Raw genomic sequence first — 13,811 nt, forward strand, 5'->3', positions numbered from 1 at the left:
AAAACCGAACACCTGTGGGAGCGAGCTTGCTCGCTCCCACACTGTTATCTATCCGGCGGAACCCACCCCCACGGTCGTCCGCAATCGCCCCTCCAGCCGGCGCTTCAGTCCGCGCGCCTCGATCAGCAGTCTCGAGCCTTTGCTGGCATTGGCCCGCCCCCATTCCTCAAGCAACTCCAGACATGAGTGGTCGATGTAACTCAGGTTATTGAGCGGCACATGCACTGTCGCACCCGCCGGAATAGCCCCCAGCACCCGGGTCAACGCCGGCACCTTGAGAAAAGTCGCAGCCCCCATCAGTCGCAACTCCATTTCGCCCTCTGCCGGAAGGTCGATGAGGCTGATTTTAAGGCGCGAGGCCTTCCAGGCCAGCTTCGCCAGGGTCAAGCCAAAACCGATCAGCACACCGGTCAGCAAGTCGCTGAAGATGATCGCCAGCGCAGTCACCGCATAGGTAAACATTGGCATCCGGCCATAGCGTCCCAGTCTGCGAAACGCCTTCAAATCCACCAGTTTCACCCCGGTATACACCAGCACGCCCGCCAGGCTGGCGATCGGGATGCTTTGCAGCACGCTGGACAACAGCAATACAAACGCCAGCAGCCAGACACCGTGGAAAATCGCCGACAACCGCGTTTTGGCGCCGGCCTGTACGTTGGCTGAACTGCGCACGATCACGCCCGTCATCGGCAACGCGCCGACCAGACCGCAGAGCATGTTACCGACACCTTGGGCAGACAGTTCGCGGTCGAAGTCCGAACGCTCGCCGCTGTGCATGCGATCCACCGCGGCGGCCGAGAGCAGGGTTTCGGCGCTGGCAATGAAAGCCACGGCGAAGGCGGCGATCAGCAGGTTGGGGTCGGCCAGATTCAACAGGTCGGCCGGCTTCAGCCAGTCAATTGCCTCGGCGAGATTAGCCGGGACTTCGACCCGTTTGACGTTCAACGCCAGCGCCAGACTGGCAAGGGTCGCCAAACCAACGCCGAGCAACGCGCCAGGAATGAAACGCAGCGCTTGCGGGCGAAACTTCTCCCACAGTCCCATGACCAGAATCGTCGACAGCCCAAGCAGACCGGCTTGCCAACCCAGCCCGCCACCCAGCGTCGGCAAGGCTTGGGCAACGGCCGCCGGAAACCCGCTGAGGTTGTCCAGGCCTGAAGGCTTGGGAACACCGTCGAGCATCACATGTATCTGCGACAGCACGATCAGCACCCCGATGCCTGCCAGCATGCCGTAGACCACCGCTGGCGCCGTCACGCGGAACCAGCAGCCCAGCCGCAAACGCCCGGCCACCAGTTGCAGAAACCCGGCCAGCAACAGAATTGGTCCGAGCATCGCCACACCATGCTGGCGTACCAGTTCAAAGACCAGTACCGCCAGCCCCGCAGCCGGACCGCTGACTTGCAGCGGCGAACCTGCCAGCCAACCGACCACCAGGCCACCGATAATCCCGGTGATCAGGCCCTTGGCCGGCGGCATGCCGGAAGCGATTGCAATGCCCATGCACAAGGGCAGGGCGACCAGAAACACCACCACCGAAGCCAGCAGCTCCCGTGGCAAAACAGCTTTCAATTGCGCAGCACGCATGAGCGTTCTCCTGAGATTCTTCAGGCGTGGCGAAGCCCGACCRCTTTTTCAGCAGCCTTGGCCAGACCAGACAAGGTGTTTAGGAGGATTTAGAAACGCGCTTTGGGCGTCGCCACGGGAATCGGATGACTGCCATCCAGAGGCAGGAAGCAGCCCTTGTCCGCATCGTAGGCTTTGATTTCGCTGGTTTCGATGCTGTAGACCCAGCCATGGATAAACAGCTGACCGTTGGCCATGCGCGAGGCCACTGAAGGGTGAGTGCGCAAATGCTGCAACTGGGCGATGACGTTTTCTTCGGTAAGCACCTGCATGCTTTCGTTTTCGTCAGCGCAATGGCAGTTTTCCTGGACCATGGTTTTTGCCACTTCGGCGTGACGCAGCCAGGCTTTGACCGTGGGCATTTTTTCCAGGCTTTGCGGATTGAGTACAGCTCGCATGGCGCCGCAATCGGAGTGCCCGCAAATGATGATGTGCTGCACACCAAGGGCCAGCACCGCATATTCGATGGCCGTGGAAACGCCGCCGTTCATCTGGCCATAGGGTGGCACAACGTTGCCAACGTTGCGGGTGACAAACAGATCGCCTGGGGCGCTTTGGGTAATCAACTCGGGAACAATGCGAGAATCCGCGCACGCAATGAACATCGCTCGGGGCCGTTGAGCCGTGGCGAGTTTCTTGAAGAGTTCTTCCTGTTGCGGGAAGACCTCGTGGTGGAAGTGTAAGAAACCATCAACGATGTGCTGCAGCGCTGCATCGGCGCTTTCAGCCACAGGGAGGGCGGAAGCCGACGCAGCCAACGGCTGTTTATCCTTGTCACTCATGATTCATCCTCTTTGACGGAGTAGGGAAGTTTTCCCGATTTACCTGGGATAAAGCCAGCGACTGGTTAGAAAACATCCAGGCCACTGATCAGTGACCATCCAGTCACTCGATGAACAAGGTAACCACCGAAACTTAACTCAAACTGAATAAACCGCTCTAGAACCTGTGTTACAGGTCACAAAAAACGTGATCAGCGTATCAACCCCCCAGCGTTTCCACTACTCAACCTTAGGCCAATTGTTGCTAAAGCAACGACATTTGAGCACCGGGCGGACAAAAGGCTGTGCAGTCCAGGTTGAAGCCTTCACGTTGATTGAGCCCAAGACGTTTTATCGTTTTGGCGAAGCGTTGCGCCAACAGATCGGCGAACGGTCCTTCGCCGCGCATGCGAGCGCCAAAGCGACTGTCATACAGTTCACCGCCGCGGCTTTGACGGATCAAGCTCAATACATGGGCTGCACGCTGCGGATAATGGGCTGCCAGCCATTCCTCGAACAACGGTGCCACTTCCAGCGGCAGGCGCAGCATCATGTAAGCCGCACTCTGCGCGCCGGCCGCGTGAGCTTCGGTCAGCAGGCTTTCCAGTTCACTGTCGTTGATCATCGGGATCATCGGCGAACACAAAACGCCCACCGGGATCCCGGCCTCACGCATGACCCGCATCGCCCGTAACCGCGCCTTCGGGGCGGCCGTTCGCGGCTCAAGGATGCGCTTGAGCTCGTCGTCGAGGCTGGTCAGGCTGATCATCACCGCCACCAGACGCTGTTCGGCGAGTTCACCGAGCAGATCCAGATCGCGAAGAATCAATGAGCCCTTGGTGATAATCGTCACCGGATGCCGGTAGCGCAGCAGCACCTGCAGAATTCGCCGGGTGATTTTGTGTTCGCGCTCGATCGGCTGATAGGGATCGGTGTTGGAGCCCAGGTTGATCGGCGCACACTGATAACCGCGCTTGGAAAGCTGCTGCTCCAACACGTCGGCAGCATTGCTTTTGGCGATCAGCTTCGTTTCGAAATCCAGCCCGGGCGACAGGTCCCAATAGGCATGACTGGGTCGTGCATAGCAGTAGATGCAGCCGTGCTCGCAACCTCGATAGGGATTGATCGAGCGATCGAAGGGCAGGTCGGGCGAGTTGTTGCGGGTGATGATGGTTTTCGCCGTCTCGATGCGCACCTCGGTGCCTTGGGTCAGCGGTACTTCCTGGTACCAGCCATCGTCTTCGGCCACCGAACGGTTCGGCGCAAAGCGATTGTGCGGGTTGCTGGCGGTCCCGCGTCCGCGAGGCGGCAAGGGCGTGAACATTGGGAAAACCCCTCATTGCTGTATATTCATACAGTATAGGAAGATCCAATGCCAGGCCAGTGCCGTTCGGCAGCTTTAGCGATAGCTGCCAAGTTAACCCCTATCTGCTTTATATAACTACTTGTTAAGCCATCCGTAGGCGTAAGAACGAGAAACATATAACCATTGGTCATCCGATAAAAGTTGCCCCTATTATTCCTGGCACACGCAACACCCTACTGGACAACCCTTAAAAGGATTTAGCAATGTCGTTCTTTAATCAACGCGGTATCTTTCTACAATTGCTGGCACCGACCATCGTCAGTCCACGGGAAGCACAAGTTTCGATGCAACTTGCACGAAAAGAACCGGGTTGGGATGCAGAAAATGAAACGCAGACCGAAACACTGGTGGATTCGATTTTCATCACCGCAGTCTCCAGTGATGGCGGTCAATCCTTCAATATCAGAACTGTTAGCAAGGATGTGGATGGTGATGGCGACATTGACGCCGATGACAAAGCCAAATTGCTGGCGCTGGCCAAAGCCTATGCCAATATTGTAAATCCCTGACGGGCCCTGGCTCGGTATTTGGTAATACGGGCTAACACTCAGAAACTAGCGCCCGCGAAAACAGTTTCACAGGCGTTAGTTATTTCAATATAAAAAACCTTCATGACATCTTATTAATTACTCAACATCATTTAATCCTTTTTGCACCGCAAACACCGGCAAAGGCCGTCCTCGTAAAGTCAAAGGCGCCGTCTGGCTTAACAATTCTTTGACAAGCCCCTCACAGAGCTTTGACTGCTCAGGGTTCAGGCTGGGCTCCAGTCGCCCATTCCTTCATCCACGGCCCCCTGACTCATGTCGAAAAACTACCTCTTGCTCGCTCTGTGCCTGTCGTTCATGGCGATCTTTGCGTTCGATCAGGTTCAGGCCGAACAAACCCAATCCATCCGTCCCGCAGAATGGGCCCAGCCCGTCGAAGCGCAGTACGGCCTTTACCAGATGTCGCCGACCCTTTACCGCAGCACACTTCCCGATCACGGAGCGCTGCCATTGCTGGAAAAACTCCAGATCACGACGGTGATCAACTTTCTGCCCGAATCCGACGCAAGCTGGCTTTCGACACCCGGCATCAACCTGGTGCAATTGCCGTACAAGACCAGCCATGTCGATGACAGCGAGGTGCTGAGTGCGCTGCGGGCCATTCAAACCGGTCAAAGCAAAGGCCCGGTGTTGATCCATTGCAAACGCGGATCGGATCGCACTGCCCTGATGGCTGCAATGTACCGCGTGGTGGTGCAAGGCTGGAGCAAGGAAGATGCCCTGAACGAAATGACCCAGGGTGGTTTCGACGACAATACCCACTTCAAGAATGGCATTCGCTACATGATGAAGGCCGATATCGACAAACTGCGTACTGCACTGGCCAACGGCGATTGCAGTACCAGTGTGTTTGCGACCTGCTCGATGAAAAGCTGGCTAAAAACGGTCAATACCGAAAAACCGAAGATCTGAGGGGCGCGCCACACCCAAACAGGCGGGTCGTGAACCTGCAATCGAGGAGTGTGGCGTCATTCGATAAATACCGCCCTTGAGCGATCAGGCTCAAAGGCGGATTTCAAAGTGCCGGGAGATCAGGAGTGATCGTCGGGCTTTTTCTTCAGCTTCGGATTGGGAAAGAACTGCACCGCCTGGACCTTGGCATCCGGGACCTTCACCGCGGTGGTATTGACCCGCGTCCCCAATTCCTTGGGCACTGACAGACCTTGCTCGTTCAGCGTGTCGGAGTAACCGCAGGCCACGCATTCGCGGTGCGGCACCTCGTCCTCGCTCCACATCATCAACTTGTCCGGCTCGCTGCACGCCGGGCAGACTGCCCCGGCGATGAAGCGTTTCTTGGTTTTGCTCACTGGCCCGTCACTCATGCTGCCGCGTCCTCGTCGAGGCCGCTGTGGCGCAAGAGTGCGTCAATCGACGGCGCACGTCCGCGGAAATCGACGAACAGCACCATCGGCTCCTGAGAACCACCGCGGGCCAGGATCGCCTCGCGGAACGCACGACCGGTGGCGGCATTGAGCACACCTTCTTCCTCGAACTTCGAGAAGGCATCGGCCGACAGCACTTCAGCCCATTTGTAGCTGTAGTAACCCGCCGCGTAACCGCCAGCGAAGATGTGCGCGAAGCTATTAGGGAAACGGTTGTAAGCCGGTGGACGCATCACCGAAACCTCGTCGCGCACGCCTTCGAGCACTTGCAGCACGCTACGGCCGTCACCATGGGTGGCGTGCAGCTCGAAGTCGAACAGCGAGAATTCCAGCTGGCGAACCATCATCAGCCCGGACTGGAAGTTCTTCGCGGCGAGCATTTTTTGCAGCAGGTCCTGCGGCAGCGGCTCGCCGGTTTCGTAATGACCGGAGATCAACGCCAGGCCTTCCGGCTCCCAGCACCAGTTTTCCATGAACTGACTTGGCAGCTCGACCGCGTCCCACGCCACGCCATTGATCCCGGACACGCCGGAATATTCAACGCGGGTCAGCAGGTGATGCAGGCCGTGACCGAATTCGTGGAACAGCGTAGTGACTTCATCGTGGGTCAGCAGGGCAGGCTTGCCGCTGTCAGCCGGGGTGAAGTTGCACACCAGATTAGCCACCGGGCTTTGCAATACACCTTCAGCGGTACGGCGACGGTCGCGGGCGCCGTCCATCCAGGCACCGCCGCGCTTGTTGGCACGGGCATACAGGTCGAAGAAGAAGCGCCCGACATGCTCGCCGTTTTCCTTGATTTCGAACAGGCGAACGTCCGGGTGCCAGGTGTCGAAACCTTTCAGCTCGGCGATTTCGATGCCGTACAGACGCTGGACGATGGCGAACAGACCGCTCAGGACTTTATCGATCGGGAAGTACGCACGAAGCGCTTCCTGAGCAACGCTGTAACGCTGTTCACGGAGTTTTTCGCCGTAGAAACCGCTGTCCCAGCTTTGCAGATCAGGGCAGCCCTGTTCGGCCGCGTAGGCTTTGAGTTGCTCGAGATCCTGCGCGGCGAACGGTTTGCTGCGCTTGGCCAGGTCGCGCAGGAAGCTCAGCACCTGATCGCTGGACTCGGCCATTTTGGTCGCCAGGCTCAGCTCCGAGAAACTGGCGAAACCCAGCAGCTTGGCCAGTTCCTGACGCAGGTCGAGGATTTCTTCCATCACCGGGCCGTTATCGTTCTGACCGGCGTTCGGGCCTTGGTCCGACGCACGGGTGCAGTAGGCGGCGTAGACTTCTTCGCGCAGCGCGCGGTCTTGGGCGTAGGTCATCACCGCGTAGTAGCTCGGGAATTCCAGGTTGATCAGCCAGCCTTGCAGATCTTTGGCTTGGGCGGCGGCGGCCATTTGCGCCTTGGCCGAATCGGTCAGGCCGGCGAGGGCGGCCTCATCGGTGATGTGTTTGGTCCAGGCCTGGGTGGCATCGAGCAATTGGTTGGAGAAATGGCTGCCCAGCTCCGACAGCTTGCTCTGCACCTCGGCGTAACGCTTTTGCTCAGCCGCCGGCAAATCGATACCCGACAGACGGAAATCACGCAGCGCGTGTTCCAGAATGGTTTTTTGCGCGACATCGAAACCGGCTGCTTCCGGGCTATTGACCAGCGCTTCATAAGCCTGGAACAACTCGCGGTTCTGGCCCATTTCGGTGGCGTAGGCACTCAGCGCCGGCAGGCAGGACTCGTAAGCCTCACGCAGTTCGGCACTGTTGCACACCGCATTCAGGTGACTGACCGGGCTCCAGGCTGCGCCCAGGCGATCGTTCAGTTCGTCCATCGCCAGCACCAGGCCCGCCCAGGTAGGCTGTTTGCCCTGGGTTTTGAGGATCTCGGCGATGGCGGCGCGGTTGTCCGCAAGGATCTGTTCGATGGCCGGTTGTACGTGCTCGGCGCGGATCGCCGAGAACGGCGGCAGGTCGTAGGGCTGCAAAAGAGGATTGTTCACGCTCACGGTTGGCACCTTGGCTGGAAGAAACATGCGGCCATCTTAATTACAATCGACGTCAACCGCAGCTATCAACAACAGAGAGAGAGCCTATCGTGTCCCTTCGCAAGTACCAGAACCACACCCCCGTGCTCGGTAAAGGCGCCTTTGTCGACAGCTCGGCGGTGGTAATCGGCGACGTCGAAATAGGCGAAGGCAGCTCGGTCTGGCCGCTGACCGTGATCCGCGGCGACATGCACCGCATCCGCATTGGCCAGCGCACCAGCGTGCAGGATGGCTGCGTGCTGCACATCACCCACGCCGGGCCCTTCAACCCTGACGGTTTCCCGCTGTTGATCGGTGACGACGTGACCATCGCCCACAAAGTCATGCTGCATGGCTGCTCCGTCGGCAACCGGATCCTGATCGGCATGGGCAGCATCGTCATGGATGGCGCAGTAGTCGAAGACGAGGTGATCATCGGCGCCGGCAGCCTGGTGCCGCCGGGCAAACGCCTGGAAAGCGGTTTCCTCTATGTCGGCAGCCCGGTGAAACAGATCCGCCCACTGACTGACAAGGAACGGGCGTTTTTCACCTACAGCGCGGCGAATTACGTGAAGCTCAAAGACCTGCATCTGGCCGAAGGCTACGACCAGCTCTGACTCCGGCAGGCTCACTCAGGAATATTCATGCATTACCAAACCGTTTTATTCGACCTCGATGGCACCCTGACCGACCCGCGTGAGGGCATCACTCGCTCGATCCAGTTCGCCTTGAGCAAACTGGGGATCGACGAGCCTGACCTGACCAAGCTCGAACACTTCATCGGCCCGCCGTTGCTGCAAGCCTTCATGCAGTTCTACGACTTTGATGAGCCGAAGGCCTGGGAGGCGGTGAATTTCTACCGCGAGCGCTTCAAGGTTACCGGCCTGTACGAAAACCGCGTGTTCGACGGTGTCATGCCATTGCTGGAAACCCTTGATGGGCAAGGGCGGCAGCTGTATATCGCAACGTCGAAGCCGTGGGTTTTCGCCCGGGAAATCGCCCGGCACTTCGGTTTCGACCGGCACTTCAAAGTGATCTACGGCAGCGAACTGGACGGCACCCGCACCGACAAGGTCGAGCTGATCGCCCATTTGATGACCGAAGAAGGCCTCGACCCGGCCAGCACACTGATGATCGGCGACCGCAAACACGACCTGATCGGTGCCAGGCGCAACGGTCTGGACGCGGCAGCAGTGGGTTATGGCTTCGGCAGCCACGAAGAGCTGAGCGCCGAACAACCGGCGTATCACTTCGAGACATTGGCCGAGTTGCATCAGGCGTTTTTGCAGCGTTAGTGGAATCGCCATCGCGAGCAGGCTCGCTCCCACATTAGACCGAGTCGCTGGGTAAGTACGCGATCCCCTGTGGGAGCGAGCCTGCTCGCGATGGCGTCAGTTCATCCAGCGCAAATCTCAAAGGGTTGCCAACGCTTTCAATGCAGCCTTGCGCTCTCCAACGGGCAACCTGCCGAGTTTTTCCACGGCGGCGTAGAAAGCCACCCAATTACCATCGACCTGTCTAAACAAAGCGGAAAACGCCGGCACCCATTGGTCATAGAGCCCGAATGGCAGCAGCCTGGCGTTGTTCATCGGGGCGTTGATCCAGGCATCAAAGCGCTTGTCGCCGGCCCATTGGCTGTCGCGCAGGGTTCGATAATCGCTGCGCAAACGGTCGAACTCGGCGGCTTTACGCTGGCGCATCTGTTCGGGCGCCAGGGGCAATGCATAGAGTTTTTCGAGTCGCGTACGGGTGTCCAGAATCAGCCGGGTAAGTTGATCACGTTGCTGCTCTTGAGCCTTGCCGGCCGGCGGTAAGCCGCGCTCCGCGCGCCATTGGCGGGTGCCTTCCTGTTCGACGAAGGTGGCGAAAGATTCGTTGAACTCCGTGTCGTCCTTCACATAAAACCGCTGATGCGCCAATTCGTGAAAAATCAGCGTCGCCAGGCGCTCGTCACCCCAGTTCATCATTGAACTGATGATCGGGTCGTTGAACCAGCCCAGGGTCGAATAGGCTTCAACACCGCTGATCGACACGTCCATGCCCTGCAGACGCAGCAGCGCAGCGTTGCCTCGCGCGGCGCTCTGACTGTAGTACCCGCGATAGGCCACGCACCCGGCAATCGGAAAGCAATGATTCTGCGGCTTGAGGGAAAACTCCGGCGTGGCGAACACATTCCACACCACATACGGTCGGCCGATGTCGGCGTAGAGGCGATAACTTTCGTTGTCTGGCAAGTGCAACCGCTGGCTGGCGAACTCGCGAGCCTTTTGCGACTGAGCCAGGCGCGCGCGCAGTTTCGCATCACGTGCAGGGTTGGCAATCACCTCGCTCACCGGTTCACGCGCGTGCAGCAATTGCCACTGACCGCTGGCCAACTGGCTGTAATAACTGACGCTCGAGCAACCGTTCAGCAACAAAAGCAACGCGGCCGGAAACAAAACGCGCAAAACGCGATCAAGTAACCGATGGCTTGAAAGCGGCCTGATCACATCAAATCATCCTTGGGGAGTCTGCCCGCAAGACTATCTCGCCTGACTGGAGCTTCGCTATGCGCGCGTTAATGCTGACTGCAAACCTGCTGATGCTGGCTGGCTGTGTTGGACTGCCCCAACCCGACCCGGCGCAAGCCTGGATCGACCTCGGCCCCCATCAACATGACACCGTGCTGCAAGCGCTGGAAGTGGACGCCAAGGCCACCGCCGATAAGCGCTACTTCCAGGTTCCACCGGGCAGCCATGAGTTGAAGGTACGTTATCAGTTCGCGGTAGCACCGACGAATATCGGTCCCGACGCCGAACCGCTGTGGCGCGATTGCCGGTTAAGTGTGAAGTTCAACGACTTCAGTGCCGGCCAGCGATATCAACTGCAAGCGGGCAATATCGGCTTCCGGCCGTGGGCCAAACTCTATGATCAGCAGCGCAAAGTCGTTGGCCAAGCGCATCTGGCAGGCTGCCAACGAACCTGATCGGCGCTATGATTAATACCTGACCGCCCGGAAATTGATCATGCGCAGAATTCTGCTTTTTCTCGCCATCAGCTCGCTGGCCGGCTGTATGACCCCGTTGCCTGCCGCGAACCCGAACATGGCCTGGGTCGACTTCGCCATGCCGACGCCCGGGGGCAAGGTCCTCATGGCCGAAAGCCTGGACAATAAGCGCCTGAAAGACGGGCGATTCTTCCAGGTCACACCCGGCAGCCATGAACTGAAGGTTCGCTTCGACTTCGAGCAGTTTTACGGAGGCTTTGGCATGGACTTAGACTCGCCAAACCGACTGTGCTATTTGACCGTGCGCTACGATCATTTCGAAGCCGGCCAACGTTACCTGCTCGAAGCTCGCTCGCTGACCACCACGCCCAGCGCCCGGCTGTATAACGCCAAGCGCGAGCTCGTCGCCGAAGAGAATCAGACTTTTTGCATCCCGTAAGACGGATTATCTGTCGTTCTTCTGATAGATGATTTTCTTCGTTCCGCCTTCACACGTGCCGACCACCATGTTCTGGTCGTGCACTTCATCATTGGTGACGATCTCCAGGGTGTAGGACGATACGTTATTGGCCTGGATCTTGGATTCGATCTCGGCCTTGAGTTCTTCGCAGGATTTGGTTGCCGCCAGGGCCGATGTGGCCAGCACACTGCAGATAACCGCCAAGGCAAAACGTTTCATGGTTGAAGCTCCCTTGAGGCAGCGCGCACAGTCATGCGCTGAAGCTGCTGTCAGTTATTCGACCACAGTTTCAGTTCATGAGTTCTGATTTGTAGCAGCTGGCGTGCCAGCTGCTACCAGGGAGCGATCAGCCCACGAGTGTCGCATCAAGCGTGATTTTGGCGTTCAACACCTTGGAAACCGGGCAGCCTACTTTGGCTTTTTTGCTCAATTCCTCGAATTGCTGCTGGCTCGCGCCAGGGATTTTCGCTTTGAGCGTCAGGTGCACGGCGGTGATCGCAAAACCACCGTCGACCTGATCCAGCGTCACCTCGGCCTGGGTGTCAATCGTGTCGGCCTTGAGGCCAGCCTCGCCGAGAATCATCGAAAATGCCATGGAGAAACACCCCGCGTGAGCGGCGCCGATCAGCTCTTCCGGGTTGGTGCCCGGGCCGCCCTCGAAACGTGCCTTGAAGCCATAAGGTGCATCTTTCAGGACCCCGGTTTCGGTCGAGATAGAACCAAGGCCGGTCTTCAAATCACCGACCCAATGTGCCGATGCTTTCTTTTTGATACCCATCTGTGCCTCCTCAATATCCGGCGCGAGAATCGCGCCTTCATGGTTTTCGGTTGCCTGGGTTCTGAGGATAGAAGGCTGAGCAAAGTTCATCGTGTCGGATCGAACCGCTTATCTGGTCGGCAATTTCACGTCTGCTATTGAAACTCGGGTATATGCCCACATTGCATAGAACACGCTCATGCATTCGGCAGGTTTTCGTTGGTGAGAAAAGCCTGCGTACCCTCATTGGAGAAGCCGGCTTATGAAACAACTGTCCGATATCAAGTTCTCGACGCTGGACCTGGTGCCCGTTCGCGAGAACGGCAGCCCTGCGCAATCGCTGCGCAACTCGCTGGACCTGGCGCAACACGTGGAGAAGTGGGGCTATAACCGCTTCTGGGTCGCCGAACACCACAACATGGATGGCATCGCCAGCTCCGCGACTTCCGTACTGCTTGGCTACCTGGCCGGCGGGACGTCGAGCATTCGTGTCGGCTCTGGTGGCGTGATGCTGCCCAACCATGCGCCGCTGGTGATCGCCGAACAATTCGGCACCCTCGAAAGCCTCTATCCGGGGCGAATCGACCTCGGTCTGGGTCGCGCACCGGGCTCCGATCAGATGACCGCCCGCGCCTTGCGCCGTGAACGCTCCGGCAGCGCCGACGATTTCCCCGAAGACGTGGCCGAACTGATGCGTTACCTGGGTCCACGCACGCCGGACCAGCGCATTATCGCGATGCCCGGCACCGGCACCCATGTGCCGGTCTGGCTGCTGGGCTCCAGCCTGTTCAGCGCGCAACTGGCCGGCGAGCGCGGTTTGCCTTACGCCTTCGCCTCGCATTTCGCACCGCGTTATATGCATGAAGCGATTCGGGTTTACCGCAATCACTTCAAGCCTTCAGCCGTACTGGATAAACCCTACGTGATGCTGGGCGTGCCGCTGGTAGCCGCCGACACCGACGAACGCGCCGATTACCTGGCGACCTCGGTCTACCAACGGATTCTGGCGCTGATGCGTGGCCAAAGCCTGGTTCAGCGGCCACCGGTGAAAACCATGGATGGCCTGTGGTTGCCCCATGAGAGAGAAGCTGTCGGTGATTTCCTCGGCCTGGCCATGGTCGGCAGCCCGGCGAAAATTCGCGGCAAACTTGAAGTGCTGATCGAGCAGACTCAAGCCGACGAGTTGATCTTCACCTGTGACCTGTACGAACACGCTGATCGCCTGCATTCCTACGAACTGCTGGCGCAAGTGATGAAGGGCTGAGTCTCGGACAGCACCTGCAAAAAAGCCGACGCCATGGCGTCGGCTTTACATAAACAGCTGACTCACCTACTTCTTGTAGACGATGACCTTCTTGCCTGCCTCGCATTTTCCGACCACCTTGCCACCCGCGGCCGCGCCTTTATCGACAATTTCCAGCGAATAGTTTTTGGAGCCCTTGGCATCGATTTTTGCCGCAATTTCGCTTTTCAGCTCTTCGCACGGTTTGCCCGCCGCAAAGGTTGTTCCCGCAATGCTCAACAAACCCACCGCCAATATAAATTTCTTCATCGGTCACATTCCCTGGTCGGATCAAAAGGGGTAAGCGTTAACACTCGGGCGCCTGACGCCCAAGACGAAGTAGCGCTTTGCCATTCCCTATGGCAATCGGCCAGCGCACAAGTTCAGAAGCCTAGCTCAACCTCAGCTGTTGGCAATCCGGAACCCGACTTTGAGCGTGACCTGAAAGTGTGCCGCCTTGCCGTCCTTGATGTGCCCGCGGGTTTCGGTAACCTCGAACCACTCCATGAGCTTGATGCTTTTGCTGGCCTCGGCCAATGCATTGTTGATGGCCTCTTCAATGCTGGTGGGGGACGAGCCAACCAGTTCGACTTTCTTGTAGGTGTGATGGTCAGTCATGGCGTTCTCCTGGAATTGT

General features: G+C 58.3%; 17 protein-coding genes. 7 read left to right on the forward strand and 10 right to left on the reverse strand.

The features are described from left to right. Positions 1–48: 48 nt before the first annotated feature. From AC1DIH_RS11655 to AC1DIH_RS11665, 3 genes are all read right to left on the reverse strand, one after another. On the reverse strand, positions 49–1,587 hold the full coding sequence (locus AC1DIH_RS11655) for a SulP family inorganic anion transporter (protein ID WP_477771779.1): 1,539 nt from the start codon (positions 1,585–1,587) through the stop codon (positions 49–51). An 89-nt stretch (positions 1,588–1,676) separates the two neighbouring features. Beyond that, a complete protein-coding gene (locus AC1DIH_RS11660; RefSeq protein WP_347928518.1) occupies positions 1,677–2,408 on the reverse strand; it encodes a carbonic anhydrase in 732 nt (243 codons plus the stop codon). Positions 2,409–2,652: 244 nt separating this feature from the next. Next, the gene (locus AC1DIH_RS11665) at positions 2,653–3,711 is read right to left on the reverse strand and encodes a PA0069 family radical SAM protein (RefSeq protein ID WP_477767160.1); all 1,059 of its coding nucleotides are present in this window, start codon (positions 3,709–3,711) and stop codon (positions 2,653–2,655) included. 245 nt (positions 3,712–3,956) lie between these two features. On the opposite strand from AC1DIH_RS11665, the gene AC1DIH_RS11670 reads away from it, so the two are divergent. Both AC1DIH_RS11670 and AC1DIH_RS11675 read left to right on the forward strand, forming a co-directional pair. Beyond that, positions 3,957–4,262, forward strand: a complete 306-nt coding sequence (locus tag AC1DIH_RS11670; protein ID WP_477771780.1) for a hypothetical protein — start codon at positions 3,957–3,959, stop codon at positions 4,260–4,262. 294 nt (positions 4,263–4,556) lie between these two features. Then, positions 4,557–5,213, forward strand: coding sequence for a dual specificity protein phosphatase family protein (locus AC1DIH_RS11675; protein ID WP_477771781.1), 657 nt, complete (start codon positions 4,557–4,559; stop codon positions 5,211–5,213). 119 nt (positions 5,214–5,332) lie between these two features. Here the strand turns inward: AC1DIH_RS11675 and AC1DIH_RS11680 are convergent, their stop codons facing one another. Both AC1DIH_RS11680 and prlC read right to left on the reverse strand, forming a co-directional pair. Next, positions 5,333–5,623, reverse strand: a complete 291-nt coding sequence (locus AC1DIH_RS11680) for a YheV family putative zinc ribbon protein (protein ID WP_477771782.1) — start codon at positions 5,621–5,623, stop codon at positions 5,333–5,335. Next, complete coding sequence (gene prlC, locus AC1DIH_RS11685; protein ID WP_477771783.1) at positions 5,620–7,698, reverse strand: oligopeptidase A; 2,079 nt, start codon at positions 7,696–7,698, stop codon at positions 5,620–5,622. The genes AC1DIH_RS11680 and prlC overlap by 4 nt, the downstream gene beginning before the upstream one ends. Before the next feature lie 62 nt (positions 7,699–7,760). Here prlC and AC1DIH_RS11690 point away from each other — a divergent pair, with 62 nt between their 5' ends. Together AC1DIH_RS11690 and AC1DIH_RS11695 are read left to right on the forward strand one after the other, a co-directional pair. Then, positions 7,761–8,306 carry a gamma carbonic anhydrase family protein gene (locus tag AC1DIH_RS11690; RefSeq protein WP_477771784.1) on the forward strand — a complete coding sequence of 182 codons (546 nt, stop codon included), beginning with the start codon at positions 7,761–7,763 and terminating at the stop codon, positions 8,304–8,306. 27 nt (positions 8,307–8,333) lie between these two features. Further along, entirely contained in the window at positions 8,334–8,984 is a 651-nt protein-coding gene (locus tag AC1DIH_RS11695; protein WP_477771785.1) for an HAD family hydrolase, read from the forward strand. Between the two features lie 117 nt (positions 8,985–9,101). On the opposite strand, the gene AC1DIH_RS11700 is transcribed toward AC1DIH_RS11695, so the two are convergent. Then, positions 9,102–10,178 carry an aminopeptidase gene (locus tag AC1DIH_RS11700; protein ID WP_477771786.1) on the reverse strand — a complete coding sequence of 359 codons (1,077 nt, stop codon included), beginning with the start codon at positions 10,176–10,178 and terminating at the stop codon, positions 9,102–9,104. 59 nt (positions 10,179–10,237) lie between these two features. Here AC1DIH_RS11700 and AC1DIH_RS11705 point away from each other — a divergent pair, with 59 nt between their 5' ends. Further along, a complete protein-coding gene (locus tag AC1DIH_RS11705) occupies positions 10,238–10,654 on the forward strand; it encodes a PA0061/PA0062 family lipoprotein (RefSeq protein ID WP_347928512.1) in 417 nt (138 codons plus the stop codon). A gap of 40 nt (positions 10,655–10,694) precedes the next feature. Further along, on the forward strand, positions 10,695–11,114 hold the full coding sequence (locus tag AC1DIH_RS11710) for a PA0061/PA0062 family lipoprotein (RefSeq protein ID WP_477771787.1): 420 nt from the start codon (positions 10,695–10,697) through the stop codon (positions 11,112–11,114). A gap of 6 nt (positions 11,115–11,120) precedes the next feature. On the opposite strand, the gene AC1DIH_RS11715 is transcribed toward AC1DIH_RS11710, so the two are convergent. Both AC1DIH_RS11715 and AC1DIH_RS11720 read right to left on the reverse strand, forming a co-directional pair. After that, entirely contained in the window at positions 11,121–11,354 is a 234-nt protein-coding gene (locus AC1DIH_RS11715) for a DUF1161 domain-containing protein (RefSeq protein ID WP_054594914.1), read from the reverse strand. Between the two features lie 127 nt (positions 11,355–11,481). Further along, the gene (locus tag AC1DIH_RS11720) at positions 11,482–11,913 is read right to left on the reverse strand and encodes an OsmC family protein (RefSeq protein WP_477771788.1); all 432 of its coding nucleotides are present in this window, start codon (positions 11,911–11,913) and stop codon (positions 11,482–11,484) included. 241 nt (positions 11,914–12,154) lie between these two features. On the opposite strand from AC1DIH_RS11720, the gene AC1DIH_RS11725 reads away from it, so the two are divergent. Further along, positions 12,155–13,156, forward strand: a complete 1,002-nt coding sequence (locus AC1DIH_RS11725) for an LLM class flavin-dependent oxidoreductase (protein WP_019694447.1) — start codon at positions 12,155–12,157, stop codon at positions 13,154–13,156. A gap of 66 nt (positions 13,157–13,222) precedes the next feature. On the opposite strand, the gene AC1DIH_RS11730 is transcribed toward AC1DIH_RS11725, so the two are convergent. After that, positions 13,223–13,444: a DUF1161 domain-containing protein gene (locus AC1DIH_RS11730; protein ID WP_054594911.1), complete on the reverse strand. Its 222-nt coding sequence runs from the start codon at positions 13,442–13,444 to the stop codon at positions 13,223–13,225. Positions 13,445–13,576: 132 nt separating this feature from the next. Further along, on the reverse strand, positions 13,577–13,792 hold the full coding sequence (locus tag AC1DIH_RS11735; protein ID WP_477771789.1) for a dodecin: 216 nt from the start codon (positions 13,790–13,792) through the stop codon (positions 13,577–13,579). Positions 13,793–13,811 lie beyond the last annotated feature (19 nt).

This window comes from Pseudomonas sp. 05N36 (assembly GCF_056397385.1).

Excerpts from the sequence above, each read along its gene's own strand:
- prlC (WP_477771783.1), bottom strand. The coding sequence starts at position 7,698 with ATGTTTCTTCCAGCCAAGGTGCCAACCGTGAGCGTGAACAATCCTCTT.
- AC1DIH_RS11695 (WP_477771785.1), top strand. The coding sequence starts at position 8,334 with ATGCATTACCAAACCGTTTTATTCGACCTCGATGGCACCCTGACCGAC.
- AC1DIH_RS11710 (WP_477771787.1), top strand. The coding sequence starts at position 10,695 with ATGCGCAGAATTCTGCTTTTTCTCGCCATCAGCTCGCTGGCCGGCTGT.
- AC1DIH_RS11680 (WP_477771782.1), bottom strand. The coding sequence starts at position 5,623 with ATGAGTGACGGGCCAGTGAGCAAAACCAAGAAACGCTTCATCGCCGGG.
- AC1DIH_RS11660 (WP_347928518.1), bottom strand. The coding sequence starts at position 2,408 with ATGAGTGACAAGGATAAACAGCCGTTGGCTGCGTCGGCTTCCGCCCTC.
- AC1DIH_RS11675 (WP_477771781.1), top strand. The coding sequence starts at position 4,557 with ATGTCGAAAAACTACCTCTTGCTCGCTCTGTGCCTGTCGTTCATGGCG.
- AC1DIH_RS11705 (WP_347928512.1), top strand. The coding sequence starts at position 10,238 with ATGCGCGCGTTAATGCTGACTGCAAACCTGCTGATGCTGGCTGGCTGT.
- AC1DIH_RS11665 (WP_477767160.1), bottom strand. The coding sequence starts at position 3,711 with ATGTTCACGCCCTTGCCGCCTCGCGGACGCGGGACCGCCAGCAACCCG.
- AC1DIH_RS11720 (WP_477771788.1), bottom strand. The coding sequence starts at position 11,913 with ATGGGTATCAAAAAGAAAGCATCGGCACATTGGGTCGGTGATTTGAAG.
- AC1DIH_RS11655 (WP_477771779.1), bottom strand. The coding sequence starts at position 1,587 with ATGCGTGCTGCGCAATTGAAAGCTGTTTTGCCACGGGAGCTGCTGGCT.
- AC1DIH_RS11725 (WP_019694447.1), top strand. The coding sequence starts at position 12,155 with ATGAAACAACTGTCCGATATCAAGTTCTCGACGCTGGACCTGGTGCCC.
- AC1DIH_RS11730 (WP_054594911.1), bottom strand. The coding sequence starts at position 13,444 with ATGAAGAAATTTATATTGGCGGTGGGTTTGTTGAGCATTGCGGGAACA.
- AC1DIH_RS11735 (WP_477771789.1), bottom strand. The coding sequence starts at position 13,792 with ATGACTGACCATCACACCTACAAGAAAGTCGAACTGGTTGGCTCGTCC.
- AC1DIH_RS11715 (WP_054594914.1), bottom strand. The coding sequence starts at position 11,354 with ATGAAACGTTTTGCCTTGGCGGTTATCTGCAGTGTGCTGGCCACATCG.
- AC1DIH_RS11670 (WP_477771780.1), top strand. The coding sequence starts at position 3,957 with ATGTCGTTCTTTAATCAACGCGGTATCTTTCTACAATTGCTGGCACCG.